The organism is Mangrovitalea sediminis (assembly GCF_002514725.1).
Lineage (GTDB): Bacteria > Pseudomonadota > Gammaproteobacteria > Pseudomonadales > Oleiphilaceae > Mangrovitalea > Mangrovitalea sediminis.
Genome location: NZ_NTLB01000001.1, coordinates 1 through 18,262, shown reverse-complemented (window position 1 = coordinate 18,262; position 18,262 = coordinate 1). Strand labels below are relative to the sequence as shown.

The window sequence follows — 18,262 nt, the reverse complement described above, 5'->3', positions numbered from 1 at the left end:
GAATGACACTACCAAGCAAGCGCTTGGTTTGTAAAGGGAGAAGATCACGGTATACTGCGCCCTGGGTGGCCTTGGCTTTTGGGGCCAGTGTTACGCGATGGACAGCAGCGGGCCCTCCTGTCATAAAGCATGCTTCACTCGACATGAGGCTGATGAGGCAGGATGTCATGGTCCGGTCGATAGAATCCTGATCCGGTGTATAGAGGTAGCGGATGGAAAACGTTGCGTTGCAGAACCTGGTATCCAGCGGACATGTCTCCGATCCCGAGAGTCCCCGTGGGCGGCTCCTGCTCAAGGCGGCCCGGCTGTTCCGGGAAAAGGGCTATGAGCGCACCACGGTCCGCGACCTGGCGGCGGCGGTCGGGATTCAATCCGGCAGCATCTTCCACCATTTCCGCACCAAGGAAGACATCCTCAAGGCGGTGATGCAGGAAACCATTCAGTTGATCACGGCGCGCATGCAGGCGGCCGTGGATATCGAGCGCGATCCGGTGGCCCAATTGCGTGCCCTGGTGCGCTGCGAGCTGGAGTCCGTCAACGGTGAAACCGGTGAGGCGATGGCGGTGTTGGTTTATGAGTGGCGCAGTCTGTCGCCGGATAACCGCGCCGAGATCCTCGTTATGCGGGATCACTATGAAGGGCTCTGGCTGTCGGCCCTCGAAGGCGTCAAGGCGGCAGGCAAACTGGAAACCCAGCCGTCGGTGGCTCGCCGCTTGCTGACCGGAGCCCTGAGCTGGACCTCGACCTGGTACCGGCCGGATGGCCGGATGACCTTGGATGACCTCACCGAACAGGTCATGCTGATGCTCAAGCTGGCCTGACCGCCCGGCGTCAGTCCAGCTTCTGACAACGCCGTTCCCCACGGCGATATTCCCCGTCGACAACCTCTCCAGTGGCGAGCATACTGCGGATCAGGCGTGTGCACGACGCCGTTCCGTACGCGCTGAACAACAACAAAAATCTCGCGGAGGGATCGACCATGAAAGGACCGCTTTTGGCTCGTGGCTGGCTTGTGACACTGACAGGCCTTTTGCTGGCCGCCTCGGCATTGGCTGCTCAGGCCGAATCGACACTCGACTCGGTGTTGGCTAAAGGCCAACTGCGTGTCTGCACCACTGGCGACTATCGCCCCTTCACCTATTTCGACAGCGCCAAAGACCACTATGAAGGCATCGATATCGACATGGCCAATTCCCTGGCCAAGTCGCTGGGTGTCAAGGTGGATTTCGTACGCACCTCCTGGCCCGACCTGATGAAGGACTTCACCGCGGGCAAATGTGATATCGCCATGGGCGGTATCTCGGTGAACCTGAAGCGTCAGCAGAAGGCCTACTTCAGCATCCCCTACGTGGTGGACGGCAAGACGCCGATTACGCTGTGCAAGAACAAGCACAAGTACCAGACGCTGGCGCAGATCGACCGGCCGGATGTCACGGTTATCGTCAATCCCGGCGGCACCAATGAGCACTTTGACCGAGAGCATCTGAAGAAGGCCAAGATTCTGATGTTCAAGGACAACACCAAGATCTTTGATGAGCTCCTGGCCGGCAAGGCCGACCTGATGATCACGGACGGAGTGGAGACGCGCCTGCAGTCGAAACTGCATCCGAAGCTGTGTGCCGTGCATCCGGATCACCCCTTTACCTACTCGGAAAAAGGCTATCTGTTGCCGCTCGGCGACAATGTCTGGAAAGCCTATGTCGACCAGTGGTTGCATCAGGAAAAGGCCAGTGGCGCATTCCAGAAGGTTTACGATCACTGGTTGAAATAGGCCAGACTTTTGGGCCGCCGAGTGGATACTGAAGGTCCGCCGGCGGCTTAAGAGGGGGCGATCTGGTCGTGCGTCCGTTGTATCCGGATTGCGGACTGTGCCGTCGATCACAAAGTCTCATACCTTAACGGATCGTCATCTTGAGCGCCGGGAGCCCCAGGGTTGCCGGGGCCCTTCATCCGTTTACGTTTCCGGTTAGCCCCTCATCCTGTCGTTGGCCCAATCGGCATTGCCCGATGTCGCCTGGGTCATTTCCTGCGGCGCGGGACGCACGCATTCTGTATCCGCGTCACAGAATCGTGATTGGTGTCGTCTGGCCAACTGGTCAAGTCCATCACATTCGGTTAGTTTGTTGGACTGTATGACAATCGTGGCGACTGCCGCGCTCGAAACACCAGAACACGAATACATCGTCGTTCAATAAAGTTGTTCAATAAAACGGTTGTTAATCCAGAAATTTTTTCAATAAAAACAGTTGTTCAACAAAAACAACAGCAACGGGGAAGAGTCATGTCTTTCAGCCAGATCCAGGGATGGCTGTCGCGTGCGCCATTAGGGGCCGCGTTATGCCTTGCTTTGTTGTTCTCCGCCGGATGTGCGGTGAATCCCATTTACTCGGTGACCGGCAAGGTGATGACCGGTTACGCCGAGAACTACAACACGCCCTACGTGCTCTCTTTGTCGGATCCCGATCTGACCTGCACCATGGGGTCGGCTTTGGACCCTCTGGTTTATTCCTTCAAGACCGTCACCGACACCCCCTATAAAACGGGTTCTTTGCTGATGTTGCTGTCTGCTGAATGCTCCGAGCAGAAAGCCTGGGATGCCGATTTACGGTCGATCCGGGCAGAGCGTGCAGGCCAGGTATCGGAGGCCGAGGATGCCCGAACCGAATCGAAACGCTGGCAGGCCGTCACCGCGCGTCGGCGCTTGCAGAGTTTCGAGGAGGCGATGAAGGCTTACGATTACGACTACACCGATCCCAACGTCCAATGCCCGGATTTCGATACCGATCAGGATGAACTCACGTTCCTGATGGGGCTGGTCACCGGACTGCAGGCCATCATGAACGATTCGGCGTCGGGTGTGATGGTAAATGTGCCGCGGGATATCGCGCCGGAGGCAGAGCGGGCCGCACGTTGTCTGAGCAACCGGAAATGGGCCGGGTTACCGGACAGCGTCCGGGCAGCGGTCTGGTTACTGATTCCTGCCACGAAACCCAAGGATGGCCCAAGTCCCTGGGCGGTGATGAAACAGGACAGCAAGCTCGGCGTTGAGAAAGGCATGCGGGCGGCCGGTGCGCTGGAAGTGGTCATGGCCGAGAACCTGGGTAAGGACAAGATCCTGGCAGACGCCATCCACCGGTTTGCTGCCGGAGGCAAGACCATGAAGGTCTGGAAGCAATACCGGCTGGTGGATGAAGTGGCTCGCCAAACCGTAATGGCCGTTTCCGACCGTTACTGGACCCGTCACTACGGGCGGCGGACACCCGCGCTTCGTTTCGGTGATTTGACCAAAGATTCGGGCATGTCCGGCAAGGCCCTGGACGACCTGCTGTAACGGGCTCGTCCTGCCATTGGCGGATTGAATTTATTCTGGAGGATTTAAACGATGTTGCGTTTCCTGGGAGCCTTGTGTCTGGCGTTGGCCGCCCTTTCTGTGCAGGCCGCTGAAAAACATACCATGTGCGTATTCGACGTGATCGGCGCCAACGGCGACAGTTTCAACCTGATGAAAGACTACGCGCTGCAGGCCCGTGCCGATGGCGTGCAGATTGACCTGCGGCCATACACGGATGAGAACGTCGCGCTGGGCGACTTCCTTTCCGGCCAGTGTGACATCCTGGCGGCGACGGATTTGCGGACCCGCCGTTTCAACCGCTTTACGGGCACGATTAGCGCCGTGGGCGCACTGCCCACCTATCAGGAGCTGAAAACCGTGCTGATGACGCTCGCGCGACCGAAAGCGGCGCCTTACATGGACAGCAACGGTTATGAGGTGTTGGGCATCCTGCCGTTGGGCGCGGGCTACCTGTTTGTCGACAACAAGAACATCAATACCGCAGGCAAGCTGGCGGGCAAGAAGATTGCCACGCTGGATTACCAGAAAGACGCCATTCACATGGTGAACTTCGTCAAGGCGACGGTCGTGCCGTCCGATATCACCAACTTCGCCAGCAAGTTCAACAACGGCATGGTCGATGCCTGCTATGCCCCGGCTTATGCCTACAAGGCGCTGGAACTGTACAAGGGGGTCGATGACAAGGGCGGTGTGGTCAAGTACCCACTGGCCCAGTTGACCATGCAGCTGATCGCCAAGGACTCCGCCTTTTCAAAGGATTTCGCCCAGAAGTCGCGTGAGATCGTGGCCGGTCTCTACGACAAGGCGATGAATGTGATCCAGCAACACGAAAAGGACATTCCCGCAGACAAATGGATACCGATCTCGCAGCAGGATATCCAGGGTTATCAGGAAATGTTCCGGCAGAACCGCATCCAGCTGCGTGACGGCGTGGATAGCGAGGGGCACAAAGTGACCAAGGTCTACAGCGCCAAGATGCTGCATCTGCTGTGGAAAGTCCGCTGCAAGTACAACCCGGGTGCGTCCGAATGTACGGCGTCGGATCACGAATAACCGTTGTGAGTCGAGACTGCGGACAGGATAGGACAACTCTATGAACTGGCGTGCAATGACGGTGATGTCGACTGATGCCCCGACGGCGGTGTATCCCATCCATCGCCTGCAGGGGCTGCTCCTGCTGGCGCTGCTGATGGCGACGCTGTTGCTCGGTCTGGGCAGTTCCATCCACTCCCAGATGCTATGGCTGGGGGAAAAGCTTTGGCCGAATTATTACCTGCTCGACCCCGATGCCAGGGCGCCGACCTGTAAGACGCATATCGACATCGACGCCGCCATCAAGGCGCAGCTGGCGCAGTCAACGGCGGATGCCGACTCGCTGTTCGACAGCACGCCGGACCCCAAGGCGATCCGTCAGTCACTGGAAAGCAATCTGGCGCTGTGTAAGCAGAAGCATGCCCTCTACGACCAGATGCGAACTCAGATCACGCCGGCACTGATTGCCTACAAATCCGTCGAACGCAACATGTCGGACTGGCTGCTGGCCAACATCCAGCTCAAGACCTACCTGTTCATGATGATCTTCGCCATGGCGGCGGCGATCGCTGCTTTCGACAACGAGCAGATCAGCCTGCGACTGGCCCGTAACCGGGCGGAATGGCGGATGGTCGAGGCATTCCAGTTTGCGGTCAACGGCCTGATGAGCCTCTCGCTGTATACCTACGGGCAGCGTCTGCAGGCGTCGCCGGACGCCGGTTCCATTGTCAGTCTGCAGTGGGGCTGGCTGACGGTCTTCGGGTTGCTGATGGCGATCAACCTGTTCCGCTTCTTTTCAGTGCCGGAACGTATGGCGCCGGGCCGAATCGGTCCTTCATCCTTGCTGGCGGTGCCGCTCTACTGCTGGATGGGCATCATCGCTTTCGGCTACTTCATGGGGGTTGCGGGATATTCGGAAGGGCTGGCGGTCAACTTCAGCCAGATGAGCAACCTGTCGTCCATGTTCATCAACATCGGACTCTATGTGCTGGTCGGGATGGCCCTCAAGCAGACGCGTCTGCCGGACTTGCTGCTGGAGGTGATCAAACCCTGGAAACTGCCGCCCGGTCCCTTCGCCGCATTGGTGATCTTCACTACGGCGTTTCCAACGGCCTTCACCGGCGCTTCGGGGATCTTCGTGCTGGCGGCCGGTGGCGTTATATACGACGAGCTACGTAAGGCGGGGGCCCGTCGTCAGTTGGCGCTGGCTACCACGGCCATGTCGGGCAGTCTGGGGGTTGTGCTCAATCCCTGTCTGTTGGTGGTGATCGTGGCGGCCCTTAACCGCGATGTGACGACGGACCAGATGTACGCCTGGGGGAATGCCGTTTTCCTGTTGACCGCGACCCTGTTCAGCCTGATCCTGTGGAAGACCGAGGATCGCTGGTGGCCGACCGATGTCGACTGGCGTCAGGCCATGGGTGAGTCGGTGCGTGCCCTGCGTCCGCTGCTACCCCATGTGCTGATCTTTGTCGTCGGGCTGTTGGCGTTCCGGGTGTTCCTCGATCTCGCCTTCAACGACAACAGCGCGCCGCTGATCCTGCCGATCATCATGCTGGCCCTGGTGTTCCATGATGCCAGGTTCGGTGCAGAGGGCAGCCGGCTGAAAGCCTTCTGGAGCCGGGCGACGGCGGCGGCCAGCGATTCGGCCGTGCATATCGGTGCCCTGCTGGCACTGATCGGCTTTTCCATCTCCATGGGCGGTGTGCTCGACCGTTCCGACCTGGTGACGTGGCTGTTCCCGGAGAGCTTGCATAACCCCTGGTTGGTGATGTTGTCGGTCGTGGTGATCCTGACCTTTATCGGTATGATCATGGACCCCTTCGGCGCCGTGATTCTGGTCTCGGCCACGATTTCCTCCGTGGCTATCAAACAGGGGATCAACCCGCTGCATTTCTGGGTGGTGACCCTGGTTGCCTTCGAGCTGGGATACCTGACGCCACCTGTCGCGTTGAACCACCTGCTGGCGCGGCAGGTGGTTGGTGAGAAGGAAGTGCTGGTTGCGGAGGATCACGGTTCTTTCTGGCACCGTTATGAGCGCTTGCTGTTGCCGCTCGTGGTCATGGGCACGACGCTGCTGCTGGTCGCTTTCGTACCGCTGTTCTTCTACGCCAAGTAATCCCATCCTTGGCCGGACCGCAACCCTGTTGCGGTCCGGCACCTCTCCGCGATGTTCCCCGATCCATTCTGTCCCGCTAGCGGCCTTTGCCGATAATTGTGCGCGGCATCACGGGCCGATTGTGGTTTGTCTCTGGTTTTTGGATGTTGGTGGCCCGTTGTGCCTGATTTTGTGTGCTTGTGAACTGTTACGAATTGTAAATATTGGCATGCTACAGAGGCCGTTCAGGGGAGGGCCGGGAACTGCCTCAGCGCTTCACGCCTCGCCCGGCAACCCATAAAAAGAATCAAGAATGTGGAGGTTGTGAATGAAACGCCTGACGAACTCCCTGCGCTGGCTTCTGCCAGTTGTCCTCGGCTTCTGGGCCGTCCTGGCTCAGGCCGCATCCTATAGCCAGATCTATGTCTTTGGCGACTCGTTGTCCGATATCGGCAACCTGCATGCCATCGACAGCCAGTATCCGGTTCGTTTCAGCAATGGGCCGGTCGCGGTCGAAGACCTGGCCAGCGGCCTTGGTCTGACGCTGAGTCCCTCACTGCACCTTTTGCCGCCCAGCGTGGTTAACGGCAACTACGGTAACGATTACGCCGTTGCCGGCGCTGTGGCCATCGATGCCGACGGCAATCCTGCAACGGCCGATATCAACGTGCCGACCCAGGTCAATGCCTTCCTGATGATCCATGGCGGACATGCCCCCTCGGATGCCCTTTACGTCATGATGATTGGCGGAAACGATATCTTTGCCGCCCAGGACATCATGATTCAAGGTTCCTGGGATTCGGGAACGGCAGCCGACACGCGCCTGCAACAGGCAGCGGCGGCGGTGAAAACGGAATTGCAGACCCTGATCGCTGCAGGTGCCCGCCACATTCTGGTGGTGGATGCGCCTGACGTCGGCAAGACGCCGATGACGGGGATCAAGGCGGCGCAATTGAAAGCGACCACGACGACACTTTACGGCTATTTCCTGTCGTCTGAACTGCGTCAGGTCAGCCGTTGGTTGTCCCAGGACTATGACCTGCGTCTGGCGATCGCCGTGGACGAGGTCGAAGAGGCCACCGGGCTGGATATCAAACAGTACAGCCTGTTCAATCTTCTGGACAAGCTGGTCGCCAACCCTGCGGAATACGGTTACACCGACGTGACCGACCCCTGTATCTACGAGCTGACCAAGGTCGGGGTATCGCCGGGCTGTAACTTCAATACCTGGCTGTTCTATGACGAGATCCATCCGACGGCGGTCACGCATCAGCGTGCCGGGTTGGGGATGCTCAAGCTGGTTCAGTGATCCCTCCGCAGCCGTCGCATCAGTGGCGGCTGCGTCTCCTCTCCCGATCAAACGCTTTCGCTCAGTATCATGTCGTGACGGGTCAGCCAGCGGTGAATGAGCAGACCTGGCTTGATCTGTTGTTCCGACAGTCCCTGATTACCAAAAAGCCGGTTGAATTCGAACAGGTAGGGATGTCCGTCGACCATCGCGACGTCGAAGCCGGCATGGTCGATCCCCAATTGGCGCGCCAGGCGGGTGACCAGCTCGATCGCCACTGGGGGGAGGGCGTCGAAGCTGAGAGTGCCGCCTTGGGCAACGTTGTTGAGAAAGCCGCCGGGCGGCGGCAGGCGCCAGTAACCGGACACTACGCTGTCACCGATCACCACCAGCCGCAAATCGCGATCGATGGCCAGCTTTTCCTGCACGTAAAGAACGTCGTGCGTCGCACAGTAGCTTTGCCAATCCTGCAGGTCCTGGATCAGAAAGACACCCTGGCCACGTGCACTTTTCACCGTCTTGGCGACGAAGGGAAAGGTCAGCGTGTCGAGCACCTGTTGTTGATTGTGGGGTTCATTGGCCAGGATCAGCGTTTGCGGAACCTGTTCGCGGCAAATGGCCTGGAAGACCCGGGTCATCTCGATCTTGTCGTGGCCCAGATGGTAACTGGCCAGACTGGGGAAGATCGGCTTGCCAAGTCCATAGGCAATGCTGTTGACCAGCCAATAGGGCGGGAAAAGGACACACTCGGCCTGCTGAATCAGATCCAGCCGGTCCAGGAAGTGTTCTGGTTTGACATAAGTAACGTTCGGGATGTGCAACGTCCGGAACGGATCGAACGAGACGAACCGCATGCAGATATCTGCCGAAAGCCGCTGGGAATGCGGAGGAGCGCTGAGAACACAGGCCCGTAACCGCGATGGCGAATTGAGCCAGAAGTCCCGATAGCGTTCAATTCTGCTTTTTGCTGCCCGGCAGTGAAAACGGCGATAGGCCGTCAGTCCAGGAGATTAACGTACACGGCAGGCTTTTCACGCGGCGCATGTTGCTCCAGTGTGCGTCCCACTCGCAGCAGCACGTGCTCTTCCCAGGGGCGCCCCATCAGCTGCAGCCCAACCGGTAAACCGTGCCGGTCGTAACCGGCCGGAACCGTCAGCGCCGGCAGGCCTGTCAGGTTGGCGGCGGTGGCAAAGCGCATCAGCTCCGTCAAGGTGTGCAGGTCGGATTCGCCCTGGGCTACGGCCGAGGCGTGGATCGGCGGTGCGGTGATGGCGGTGGTCGGCATCAACAGGATGTCCACATCGCTCAGGGCGCGCATAAAGGATTGAATGGCCAGGGTTCGCACCTGCTGTGCCCGAACATAATCCCTGGCGGTGAACTGGCTGCCCAATGCCAGGCTGACGCGGGTCTCCAGAGAGAAATGGGTGCGTTTTCCCGGATAGTAGCCGTTCATGCTGGCCAGCATTTCGCTGACGATGGTGACGGCGTGCGCAACGCGTTGCAGATTGAGATGTTCGATCTCGAATTCGTGCCGGGTGGCACCACGCTCCAGCAGCACCCGTACCGCAGATTCGCAGACGTCCACCACGTCATCGCTGGCATGCCGGAACCAGGGGGAATAGATGCCGACCCGCAGGCCGCGCAGATCGTCTTTCAGGTAATCCCGCAGGTGGGCAGTGGGTTGGGACAGGGTCCAGCGGTCGTTGATGTCCGGGCCGGCCATGGTCATATAAGCGAGGGCGACATCATCGACACAGGTGCCAATAGGCCCGTTATGGGCGACGCTCCAGCACAGTGGCGCTGCGCCACTTTCGCTGATGCGGCCCCAGGTGGCCTTGAGCCCGGTGACGCCACACAGTGCCGCAGGAATCCGTATGGAGCCGCCGCCGTCCGCACCGACGGCTATCGGGCAGAGACCCGCCGCGACGGCGGCCGCCGATCCGCTGGACGATCCCCCACTGTGATGCCTGGGGTTGTAGGGATTGCGGCAGACGCCCCAGTGGGGATTGTTGCCGGTGACGCCCAGGCCGATTTCATGCATGTTGGTTTTGCCGATGATCACGGCACCGGCGGCCCTGAGGCGGGCGACCACAGTGGCATCGTCCCGGCAGGAACCGTCTTTGCCGAGGAAGCGTGTTCCCACGGAGGTACTATAGGGCAGAGCATCCAGCTCATCTTTGATGGCGACGGGAACGCCTTCCAGTTGGCTGCGAGGGTTGCCATCCTTAAGACGGGCCAGGGACTCGCGTGCCTGGCGAAGGATGTTGTCTGCCTGGCTGCAGATAAAGGCGTTAAGCGGGGTATCGCCGGCACCGGTTGCCTCGATGCCGGCGATCACCTTTTCCGCGACAGTGACCGGGTTTGTGCGCGCCTCCCTATAGGCATGGGCGAGAGCCGCGGCGGTTACCGGTTTGAATTCGGTGTCGGTAAACGGTTCGGGCAATTCACCTGAATCGAGGGGCTTTCGGCTTTCTTCAGCGAGATTGAGAGGCACGGCCCGGCTGTTCAGGTGCAATGGCATACTGGTGATTGGCGCGCTGAGCGGGGTTTCCCGGAGGGTCTCCAGGCCGGCTTCCCTTAGCAGCGGCTGCTGGAGAAAACGATGGGTGTAGCCGTTTTCGAGTAACGTGGCCAGGGTCTTCAGTGTCGCGCCTGCGAGGCGGGGGGCGTGAACGGATTTTAGGTCGTAGTCCATTGAGGAATGGTCCGAGTTTGCGCAATAGCGGGGTAACGGCCAAGAAGCCGTTTGTCGGCCCTCTTTGTGGGGCATCTATTGAAAGCTAGCTTATGGTCGGGCTATGTCAACATGGGCTACGGACTTGGCGGCCCTGTGGCACGGTTATCTCACGGGCGGGGCCGGTCCGGAGGGTATACGTAAAAAGTGTTTTTCATGTCGACTCTCCAGCTTTATCCTGGCGTCGATTTTGCTACTCTGTCTTTCGGTGTATATACCGGTTTCCGGTCGTTTTGCCTGATTTTCCCAAGATGGCCGTTGCCCGTCGGCTTGCCGTTAGTTTGAGACGGTTCGCGGCGGCGCGGTATGAGTCTTCCCGTTGGAGAGTGGTTGGATGCGGTTGATTTCCCGGATATTGCCTGTAGCGCTGTGTGTGCTCGGCCTCACCGGTTGTGGCGGAGGGGGGAGTTCTTCCAGCAACGTCACGACCACTCACCAGATCTCCGGGACCATCCATATTGAGGCCAATACCCGGGTTGATGGCGATACCGCGGATCAATTGGAGGCGGGCGACTTCCGGCTGGTCAACAACACCACACCTCAGGATACGGCCAGCCCATTGATCCTGGCGGGTTTCCTCAGTGACAGCAGTGGCGTCTACCCGTATGACACCCATCTGAGCAGCCAGGGGTTTTCTTATCCTGCCGATCCGGAAGACAAATTCCGGCTCAAACTGATAACCGACCAGGTGATCACCTGGCAGATATTCCCCAGTCGCGCCAGCGGGTCGACGCCGATACTGGCGAGCCTCACCCTCTGGGATGATAGCGGCAACCTGGTCACCTCCACCTCCTACAACAGTAGTTCCAGCACGGCCCCCATTACCCTGAAATTGCCTGGCGGCTACGGTGATGGCAATTACGTGATCGACCTGCAGATCCAGCAGGGCGGTCCGATCCGCTATGTGTTGACCGTCAACACCCTGTTGCAGGCCGCGGCACTGAAGAGTTCGTCCCTCGAGTGGAACCAGGCGGACTTTGTGCCGAACCAGGCCATTGTCACCATGAAAGCCGATAGCAGCGGCCAGGTCTCGGCGTCGTCGGTGGATTCGCTGGACGTGGCCGAATCCAGCCACTTGGGTGGCAAGGCTATGCGGGTTCGCCGGATTCCCGCTGGGATAGCCCGGGCCCTGTCCGGTAATGACCTGGCGCAGGCGCGTCAGGATACGGTGCAGTGGATCAAGCAACTGCGTAAGGACCCGAGTGTCGCCAGCGCCGAGCCGGACTACATCTTCCAAACAATGGCGTCCCCGGTTACAGAGCCGTTGTATCCGCAGCAGTGGAACTACCCCCTGATCAACCTTCCGCTGGCCTGGCAGATTGAACCCAACGCGGGATTGGGGCAGACGGTTGCCGTCCTGGATACCGGCATCTTCGCTTATGGCTCATGCGATAGTCTTGGCAATGCGGATTGGCATCCCGATCTGAAGGCCAATGTCGAGGCGGGAGACGATGAGGTTTCCGTCAGCCTGGATACCGACAACCAGCCTGGGCCCGACAACTGCGCGATTGACCCCGGCGGAGACTCCACGGGTGGCACGGACTATCACGGCACCCATGTGGCGGGGACCATCGCCGCCGTGGTCAACGGTATCGGCGTTACCGGTGTTGCCTACGATGCCAAGATCCTGCCTGTGCGGGTATTGGGCAAGAACGGTTCCGGCACGGCGTCTGACCTGATCAATGCGCTGTCTTGGGTCGATAATAATCACAGCCCCAGGGCCCATGTAGTCAATATGAGTCTGGGCGGGCTGGGGCCGGACACGGCCCTGGAAGCCGCCATTAATCAGTTGGTGGCAGACGGTGTCGTCGTGGTGGCGGCGGCGGGTAACGAGGCCACCAGCACACCGACCTATCCTGCAGCATTTTCCAATGTCATCGCGGTGGGCGCTGTCGATGGCGGCAAGAACCTGGCGAGCTATTCGAACTATGGCAGTTGGGTCGATCTGGTGGCTCCGGGCGGCGATGCCACTCGGGACGCCAACGGTGACGGTCAGGCGGACGTTATCGTCAGTACTTGGGCGGACGACAGCAGCGGTACGGCGGTGGCGTCCTACGCGGGCATGCAGGGGACGTCGATGGCGACACCGCATGTCAGCGGTATCGTGGCTCTCATGCAGCGCGAAGCGGTCCTGAAAGGTACTCCGGTGGTGAATACGGATCGCTTCCGGCAGTTGTTGGAGCTGGGGCAACTGACGGATGACCTGGGCGCGGCAGGCCGGGATAACGTCTATGGCTACGGCTTGATCGACGCATTGAAAGCCGTCGACGCCGCGGCGAACAACAATATCCCCTCGATTTTGTCACCGGAGCCGACGCTCGTCGATTTCACCGGATCGGCGGACACGCAGACGCTGGATCTCAAGCCACTGGGTGATATCAGTGCTATCACCGGCGTTTCGATCAGCTCAGGCGCCACATGGCTGACAGCAACGCCAGCGTCGTTCAGCAATGGCCTGGCTGATTATCAGACCACGCTGAAGGTCGATACCACTCAACTCAAGCTCGACCAGGGTTACCGGACCGAGCTGACCGTTTCCTATTTCAGTTCCGGGAACGCCCGTTCGCTGACGGTGCCGGTTATCGTCCGCTTGGGAGACAATGTGGCAGACCGGAATGCCGGCCGGCAGTTTGTGCTGCTGACGACACTGAATGCCGATGGGAGCATGAAAACCGTGAAGCAGGCGACAGCGCAACTCTCCAACGGGGTCTATACCTTCTATTTCGATAACGTCCCGGCTGGTCAGTATTACTTGTCGGCCGGCTCGGACCTGGATAACGATGGCTACATCTGTTCTTCGGGCGAGTCCTGTGCGGAATATCCGGTCAATGGTGCGCCGCAGTTGATCACGGTCGGCACGACTCCGATCAGTGTCGATCTCACGACCAGCTATCGTCGCCCCGTGGCAAGCCAGCAAAGCCTGCCGCGCCCGGGCTTCTCCGGCTATGCCCGGTTACCGGAAGGCAACTCCGGTGGAACGCCCGCCACGCGCAGTATGAACTCGCCGTGATGCGCCTGAAAGGTTGCCTGTTGCCGCTGTTCGCCGGGTGGCTGGCCTCGCTGGCCGGCTGTACGTTGCTGGCGGGAGAGAAGACAATGGCTGGTGATGTCAAAACTCTTCAGTCCAGGGGGCAATGCGGGTTTGCGCAAGCGGGGCTGCATCTGGTCACCGGGCATGCGCAGTGGGAGCGCCTACCGTTCAATCAACAGCGATTCGGCGGCTCATCGCCCGATCCCCTCGAGACGGGACGTTGGGTCCTGCTTATCGCCCAGGGCCGCAAGCCTACACCGGGTTATGGGCTGACACTGACGGATAGCACGCTCACCGGCAAAACGCTGGAAATCCGGGTCTCTGCGCATGTGCCGGCTCCCGGCCTGGCGATGGCACAGATGATCACTACGCCCTGTCTGATCCTTTCTATTCCCCAGAACGGCTGGCAGCAGTTGCGGGTAAGCGGTGCCGGTGAGACAAATTGGCAACTCTCGCACCCCTGACCCGTTGACCTTTCTGCGCTAATGCCTAAGCTAGTGTTCCCAGCGAAAGAACCATCTTTGATAGGGTACCCCCGCGAATGAGTGAACAGCAGTACAACGCCGACGCGATCGAAGTCCTTAGCGGCCTGGACCCGGTGCGCAAGCGCCCGGGCATGTACACCGACACCACCCGGCCCAATCATCTGGCTCAAGAGGTGATCGACAACAGCGTCGACGAGGCGCTGGCCGGCCATGCGACGCGGATCGACGTGGTGCTGTTCGAAGACGGCTCACTCTCGGTGGAAGATGACGGACGGGGCATGCCGGTCGATATGCATCGCGAGGAAGGGGTGCCCGGGGTGGAACTGATCCTGACCCGGCTCCACGCGGGGGGAAAGTTCTCCCAGGGTAGCTACGGGTTCTCCGGTGGTTTGCACGGGGTGGGGGTTTCTGTGGTGAATGCCCTGTCTCGCCAACTGGAAGTCAAAATCAAGCGGGACGGCCAGCTCTATCGCATGACCTTCGCCAACGGCGACAAAACGTCGGATCTGGCGGTCGTTGATACTGTGGGCAAACGTAATACCGGCACGACCGTCACCTTTCATCCCGACCCGAAATATTTCGATAGCCCCAAGTTTTCGGTCAGCCGGTTGCGCCACATCTTACGCGCCAAAGCCGTGCTCTGTCCGGGGCTGAGTGTCACCTTTACCCAGAAACAGACCGGCGAAAAAGACGAGTGGTGTTATGCCGACGGCCTGCGCGATTACCTGCGCACGGCGCTGACCGATCTGGAAACCGTGCCGGATGCCCCTTTCACCGGGCTGATGAACGGCAACACCGAAGAGGTTAACTGGGCCGTGCAATGGTTGCCGGAGGGCGGCGATCTGGTCACCGAAAGTTACGTTAACCTGATTCCGACGGCCCAGGGCGGTACTCACGTCAACGGCTTCCGTACAGGGCTGCTGGAAGCGATGCGCGAGTTTTGCGAGTTTCGTAATCTCCTGCCGCGTGGTATCAAACTCTCGCCCGAAGATGTCTGGGATCGCTGCAGTTACGTGCTGTCCTATAAGATGCTCGATCCCCAGTTCTCCGGGCAGACCAAGGAGCGCCTGTCCTCGCGGGAAGCGGCGACCTTTGTCTCCGGCGTCGTGAAAGACGCCTTCAGTCTCTGGTTGAACCAGCATACCGACGTTGCCGAAGCGCTGGCCGACTTTTTCATCAACAACGCCCAGCGCCGCCTGCGCGCAAGCCGCAAGGTAGCCCGTAAAAAAGTCACTTCCGGACCTGCGCTGCCGGGCAAACTGGCGGACTGTACCGGTGCCGATGCCAGCCGTGGCGAACTTTTCCTGGTGGAGGGGGACTCTGCAGGCGGTTCTGCCAAGCAGGCCCGAGACCGCGAGTTTCAGGCGATCATGCCGTTGCGGGGCAAGATCCTGAACACCTGGGAAGTGGATTCCGGCGAGATTCTCGCCTCCCAGGAAGTCCACGATATTGCCGTTGCCATCGGTGTCGATCCTGGCTCGAATCAGCTCGACGGTCTCCGTTACGGTAAGGTCTGTATCCTCGCCGATGCCGACTCCGACGGCTTGCACATTGCCACCTTGCTGTGTGCGCTGTTCGTCAAGCACTTCCGCCCGGTAGTCGCTGCCGGTCACGTGTTCGTCGCCATGCCGCCGCTCTACCGGATCGATGTGGGTAAAGAAACGTTCTATGCGCTCGACGAGCACGAGAAGCAGGGCATTCTGGATCGTTTGGTGGCGGAGAAGAAGAAGGGCAAGCCCCAGGTCACCCGCTTCAAGGGCCTTGGCGAAATGAATCCCCTCCAGCTTCGTGAAACCACCATGGCGCCGGATACCCGCCGCCTGGTCCAGCTCACGCTTGCCGAAGGTGACGGCACTGACGACCGGATGGATATGCTGCTCGGTAAGAAGCGTTCATCCGACCGCAAGGTCTGGCTGGAGACCTACGGTAATCTGGCTGACGTGGCAGGCTAGGTCTCCGGGATCTCAACATCTCACCCGGTGACGTCTTCCATTAAGGCGTCTACGGGGCTGCGTACACCAAATCCGCCCTTGCGAACGACATGCGTATAGATTTCCGTTGTGCGAACGTCAGCGTGGCCGAGCAGCTTCTGGATCGTGCGTATGTCGTAACCCGCTTCCAGTAGTCGCGTTGCGAAGCTGTGGCGGAAGGTGTGACTGCCGGCAAGTTTGTGAATATCCGCCTTCCGGAGTGCCTCTTTGATCTGCCTTTGGACCGTGCGCTCCAGGATATGGTGGCGACGACGGACACCTGAACGAGGGTCAATAGACAGGTCCCGCGCAGGAAAGAGATATTGCCAGCCCAGTTCAATTTCTGCACGGGGATACTTTCGGCTCAAGGCATTGGGGAGGTAGACGCGCCCGAAGCCCTGTTCCAGATCTGCTCGATGCCGTGCCTCGACAAGTTGTCTCTGGGCGTGAAGGGGCGCATTTAGCGCACCGGGCAATAACGTCACCCGGTCCTTGTTACCCTTGCCATTACGCACGATGAGCTGTTGCATCCCAAAATCAACGTCCTTGACGCGCAGCCGTACAGCCTCACTGATACGTAATCCAGACCCGTACATCAGCATTGCCAGAAGACGGAACTCACCATCGAGTCCATCAATGATCGCTTTCGCCTCTGACGAGGTGAATACCGTAGGTATGCGACGAGGTTTTCTGGACTGCTGAAATTGCAGGTCTTCCACGGCTATCCCAAGAAATTCCCGATATAGAAAAACCAAGGCATTGAGCGCCGTGCGCTGCGTATTGACGCTGGCACTGCCCTGTACCGCCAAGTGAGACAGGAATCGTTCGATGTCCTGACTATCCAGCTCCGTCGGGTGTCGACGGTCGTGGAACCGGATAAAACGCTTGGTCCAATGGACATAGGTTTTTTCCGTCTTGTACGCGAGGTTTCGGGCACGAATAAAGGCCCTTAGGCGATCGATGAATCGCGTGGGGCTTGCTGGAAGGAGGGGAGGGACGTCCATGTCGTCTATCCTTTTTGCTGTTTTTATATACAGTATTTTTGCAGAAAGCCTATGTCAACAGGCATCTGCTCGTGTAGATATGCGACACATGTCGCTGATTTCCAGGATATTGCTGATAGTTTATGTGTATCCTTTTGAAAAAATAGGAATTGTGTCTTTCGGTACTAATGGATAAGTGATGAGTGGTAAGCCGGATATAGACGACAAGTGACGCAAAAATTCAGGCAGGATTAGGTGTGATCTTCTATGCTTTTGATATTGAAGTGTTTTCTTGCTTTGCGATTTTGGGTTTGTGGAGATAAACGACAACGTGATATACGACATTTGTCGTTGAATTAACTGTTATGCGTATTGATCTGCTCTGGAATCAAAAATGGCGCACGAAACCATCATCGACCAAGTACTGAAGTTAGGCTCCGTATCAGGCCTGATTTCGCTGATTTATTTGATCTTCCAAAATTTACGTAAACGGCCGCGTTTCAAGTTGGACTTTCAAAGCGGCTCCGGCACTCATTACGACAACGAGGGAGTGCATTTTTATCGCTTTTCCAGCGTGGGAATACTAAAAAACCAAAGTCTCGATCCGAACACAGTGACACATTTGCATTTGGCTGTGTGGGGGAATAAAAAGAAAACGTCTACCCTCCGGTTTGGCTATGGGGGAGTAAAGATAATAGATAAAACCAGTGACCAAGAACTTAAGTTGCCAATTCAGTTTTCGCCGAGAGAAGCAAGACGCCTGAATATTGTTTTCGAATTTCCCGTACAAGGCACTGCTGACGAGAAGATTTTGCAGGAACATATGGAGATAAAACCTGGAAGCGGTCTCTACCGCCCCAGGTACGAATATGAAATTTGCGTCGAGGATGTGGCAGAAAATGTCTTTGACAGCTCGGGAAAGCAAATTAATCGGGAAGAAATTAATCTACGCTGGACTCTACCGAATACAGTTCGGGAACTACAACAAGGCAAAATTTGGCCATTCATTAGACACTATTGGAGGATCACCCTATCTAATATGAGTTTTCGAGCCAAAGTGTTGATGCAGGCGCTTGGACTATGGAGGTGAATTTTGCATAACAATACGGTCAACGGGACCGCTTTTCCGCTCCGCCTTTGGCTCCGCGCTAAAGCGGCCCGTTACCTTCTGCGTTAACTGACAACGGACCGTCTATGCACGCTCGACTGAAAAGTATTATGAGCCCTGATTTGGACTACGGTGCATCACCGAATGATCCTGAAGACTGCTGCGTCTTCATTGAGGCAGA

Annotated in this window: 13 protein-coding genes; 10 read left to right on the top strand and 3 right to left on the bottom strand. The window is 58.4% G+C overall.

From position 1 onward, the window contains the following. The first annotated feature begins 212 nt into the window (after positions 1-212). The 6 genes from CLR77_RS00065 (at position 213) to CLR77_RS00040 (ending at position 7,791) form a co-directional block, all read left to right on the top strand. Positions 213-821, top strand: coding sequence for a TetR/AcrR family transcriptional regulator (locus tag CLR77_RS00065; RefSeq protein WP_097458558.1), 609 nt, complete (start codon positions 213-215; stop codon positions 819-821). Between the two features lie 158 nt (positions 822-979). Next, a complete protein-coding gene (locus tag CLR77_RS00060) occupies positions 980-1,771 on the top strand; it encodes a transporter substrate-binding domain-containing protein (protein WP_097459615.1) in 792 nt (263 codons plus the stop codon). Between the two features lie 510 nt (positions 1,772-2,281). Beyond that, positions 2,282-3,331 (top strand): hypothetical protein, encoded by a 1,050-nt coding sequence (locus CLR77_RS00055; protein ID WP_097458557.1) that lies wholly within the window; start codon positions 2,282-2,284, stop codon positions 3,329-3,331. 51 nt (positions 3,332-3,382) lie between these two features. Further along, the gene (locus CLR77_RS00050; RefSeq protein WP_097458556.1) at positions 3,383-4,405 is read left to right on the top strand and encodes a putative solute-binding protein; all 1,023 of its coding nucleotides are present in this window, start codon (positions 3,383-3,385) and stop codon (positions 4,403-4,405) included. A 40-nt stretch (positions 4,406-4,445) separates the two neighbouring features. Beyond that, positions 4,446-6,503 (top strand): TRAP transporter large permease subunit, encoded by a 2,058-nt coding sequence (locus CLR77_RS00045; RefSeq protein WP_097458555.1) that lies wholly within the window; start codon positions 4,446-4,448, stop codon positions 6,501-6,503. A 307-nt stretch (positions 6,504-6,810) separates the two neighbouring features. After that, a complete protein-coding gene (locus tag CLR77_RS00040) occupies positions 6,811-7,791 on the top strand; it encodes an SGNH/GDSL hydrolase family protein (protein ID WP_097458554.1) in 981 nt (326 codons plus the stop codon). A gap of 47 nt (positions 7,792-7,838) precedes the next feature. On the opposite strand, the gene CLR77_RS00035 is transcribed toward CLR77_RS00040, so the two are convergent. Continuing rightward, positions 7,839-8,624: an ATP-grasp domain-containing protein gene (locus CLR77_RS00035; protein ID WP_097458553.1), complete on the bottom strand. Its 786-nt coding sequence runs from the start codon at positions 8,622-8,624 to the stop codon at positions 7,839-7,841. Positions 8,625-8,767: 143 nt separating this feature from the next. Next, the gene (locus CLR77_RS00030; RefSeq protein WP_097458552.1) at positions 8,768-10,465 is read right to left on the bottom strand and encodes an amidase; all 1,698 of its coding nucleotides are present in this window, start codon (positions 10,463-10,465) and stop codon (positions 8,768-8,770) included. A 373-nt stretch (positions 10,466-10,838) separates the two neighbouring features. On the opposite strand from CLR77_RS00030, the gene CLR77_RS00025 reads away from it, so the two are divergent. From CLR77_RS00025 to parE, 3 genes are all read left to right on the top strand, one after another. Further along, positions 10,839-13,514, top strand: coding sequence for a S8 family serine peptidase (locus CLR77_RS00025; RefSeq protein WP_097458551.1), 2,676 nt, complete (start codon positions 10,839-10,841; stop codon positions 13,512-13,514). Beyond that, entirely contained in the window at positions 13,514-13,999 is a 486-nt protein-coding gene (locus tag CLR77_RS00020; protein ID WP_097458550.1) for a protease complex subunit PrcB family protein, read from the top strand. The genes CLR77_RS00025 and CLR77_RS00020 overlap by 1 nt, the downstream gene beginning before the upstream one ends. Before the next feature lie 77 nt (positions 14,000-14,076). Beyond that, positions 14,077-15,972: a DNA topoisomerase IV subunit B gene (gene parE / locus CLR77_RS00015; protein WP_097458549.1), complete on the top strand. Its 1,896-nt coding sequence runs from the start codon at positions 14,077-14,079 to the stop codon at positions 15,970-15,972. Between the two features lie 20 nt (positions 15,973-15,992). Here the strand turns inward: parE and CLR77_RS00010 are convergent, their stop codons facing one another. Then, positions 15,993-16,994 carry an integron integrase gene (locus tag CLR77_RS00010; protein ID WP_097458548.1) on the bottom strand — a complete coding sequence of 334 codons (1,002 nt, stop codon included), beginning with the start codon at positions 16,992-16,994 and terminating at the stop codon, positions 15,993-15,995. Between the two features lie 373 nt (positions 16,995-17,367). Here CLR77_RS00010 and CLR77_RS00005 point away from each other — a divergent pair, with 373 nt between their 5' ends. Further along, a complete protein-coding gene (locus CLR77_RS00005; protein ID WP_097458547.1) occupies positions 17,368-18,063 on the top strand; it encodes a hypothetical protein in 696 nt (231 codons plus the stop codon). Positions 18,064-18,262 lie beyond the last annotated feature (199 nt).

Bases quoted from the DNA above. Each gene is read 5' to 3' on its own strand.
- CLR77_RS00025 (WP_097458551.1), top strand. From the start codon at position 10,839: ATGCGGTTGATTTCCCGGATATTGCCTGTAGCGCTGTGTGTGCTCGGC.
- CLR77_RS00005 (WP_097458547.1), top strand. From the start codon at position 17,368: ATGGCGCACGAAACCATCATCGACCAAGTACTGAAGTTAGGCTCCGTA.
- CLR77_RS00050 (WP_097458556.1), top strand. From the start codon at position 3,383: ATGTTGCGTTTCCTGGGAGCCTTGTGTCTGGCGTTGGCCGCCCTTTCT.
- CLR77_RS00045 (WP_097458555.1), top strand. From the start codon at position 4,446: ATGAACTGGCGTGCAATGACGGTGATGTCGACTGATGCCCCGACGGCG.
- CLR77_RS00010 (WP_097458548.1), bottom strand. From the start codon at position 16,994: ATGGACGTCCCTCCCCTCCTTCCAGCAAGCCCCACGCGATTCATCGAT.
- parE (WP_097458549.1), top strand. From the start codon at position 14,077: ATGAGTGAACAGCAGTACAACGCCGACGCGATCGAAGTCCTTAGCGGC.
- CLR77_RS00030 (WP_097458552.1), bottom strand. From the start codon at position 10,465: ATGGACTACGACCTAAAATCCGTTCACGCCCCCCGCCTCGCAGGCGCG.
- CLR77_RS00040 (WP_097458554.1), top strand. From the start codon at position 6,811: ATGAAACGCCTGACGAACTCCCTGCGCTGGCTTCTGCCAGTTGTCCTC.
- CLR77_RS00060 (WP_097459615.1), top strand. From the start codon at position 980: ATGAAAGGACCGCTTTTGGCTCGTGGCTGGCTTGTGACACTGACAGGC.
- CLR77_RS00020 (WP_097458550.1), top strand. From the start codon at position 13,514: ATGCGCCTGAAAGGTTGCCTGTTGCCGCTGTTCGCCGGGTGGCTGGCC.
- CLR77_RS00065 (WP_097458558.1), top strand. From the start codon at position 213: ATGGAAAACGTTGCGTTGCAGAACCTGGTATCCAGCGGACATGTCTCC.
- CLR77_RS00035 (WP_097458553.1), bottom strand. From the start codon at position 8,624: ATGCGGTTCGTCTCGTTCGATCCGTTCCGGACGTTGCACATCCCGAAC.
- CLR77_RS00055 (WP_097458557.1), top strand. From the start codon at position 2,282: ATGTCTTTCAGCCAGATCCAGGGATGGCTGTCGCGTGCGCCATTAGGG.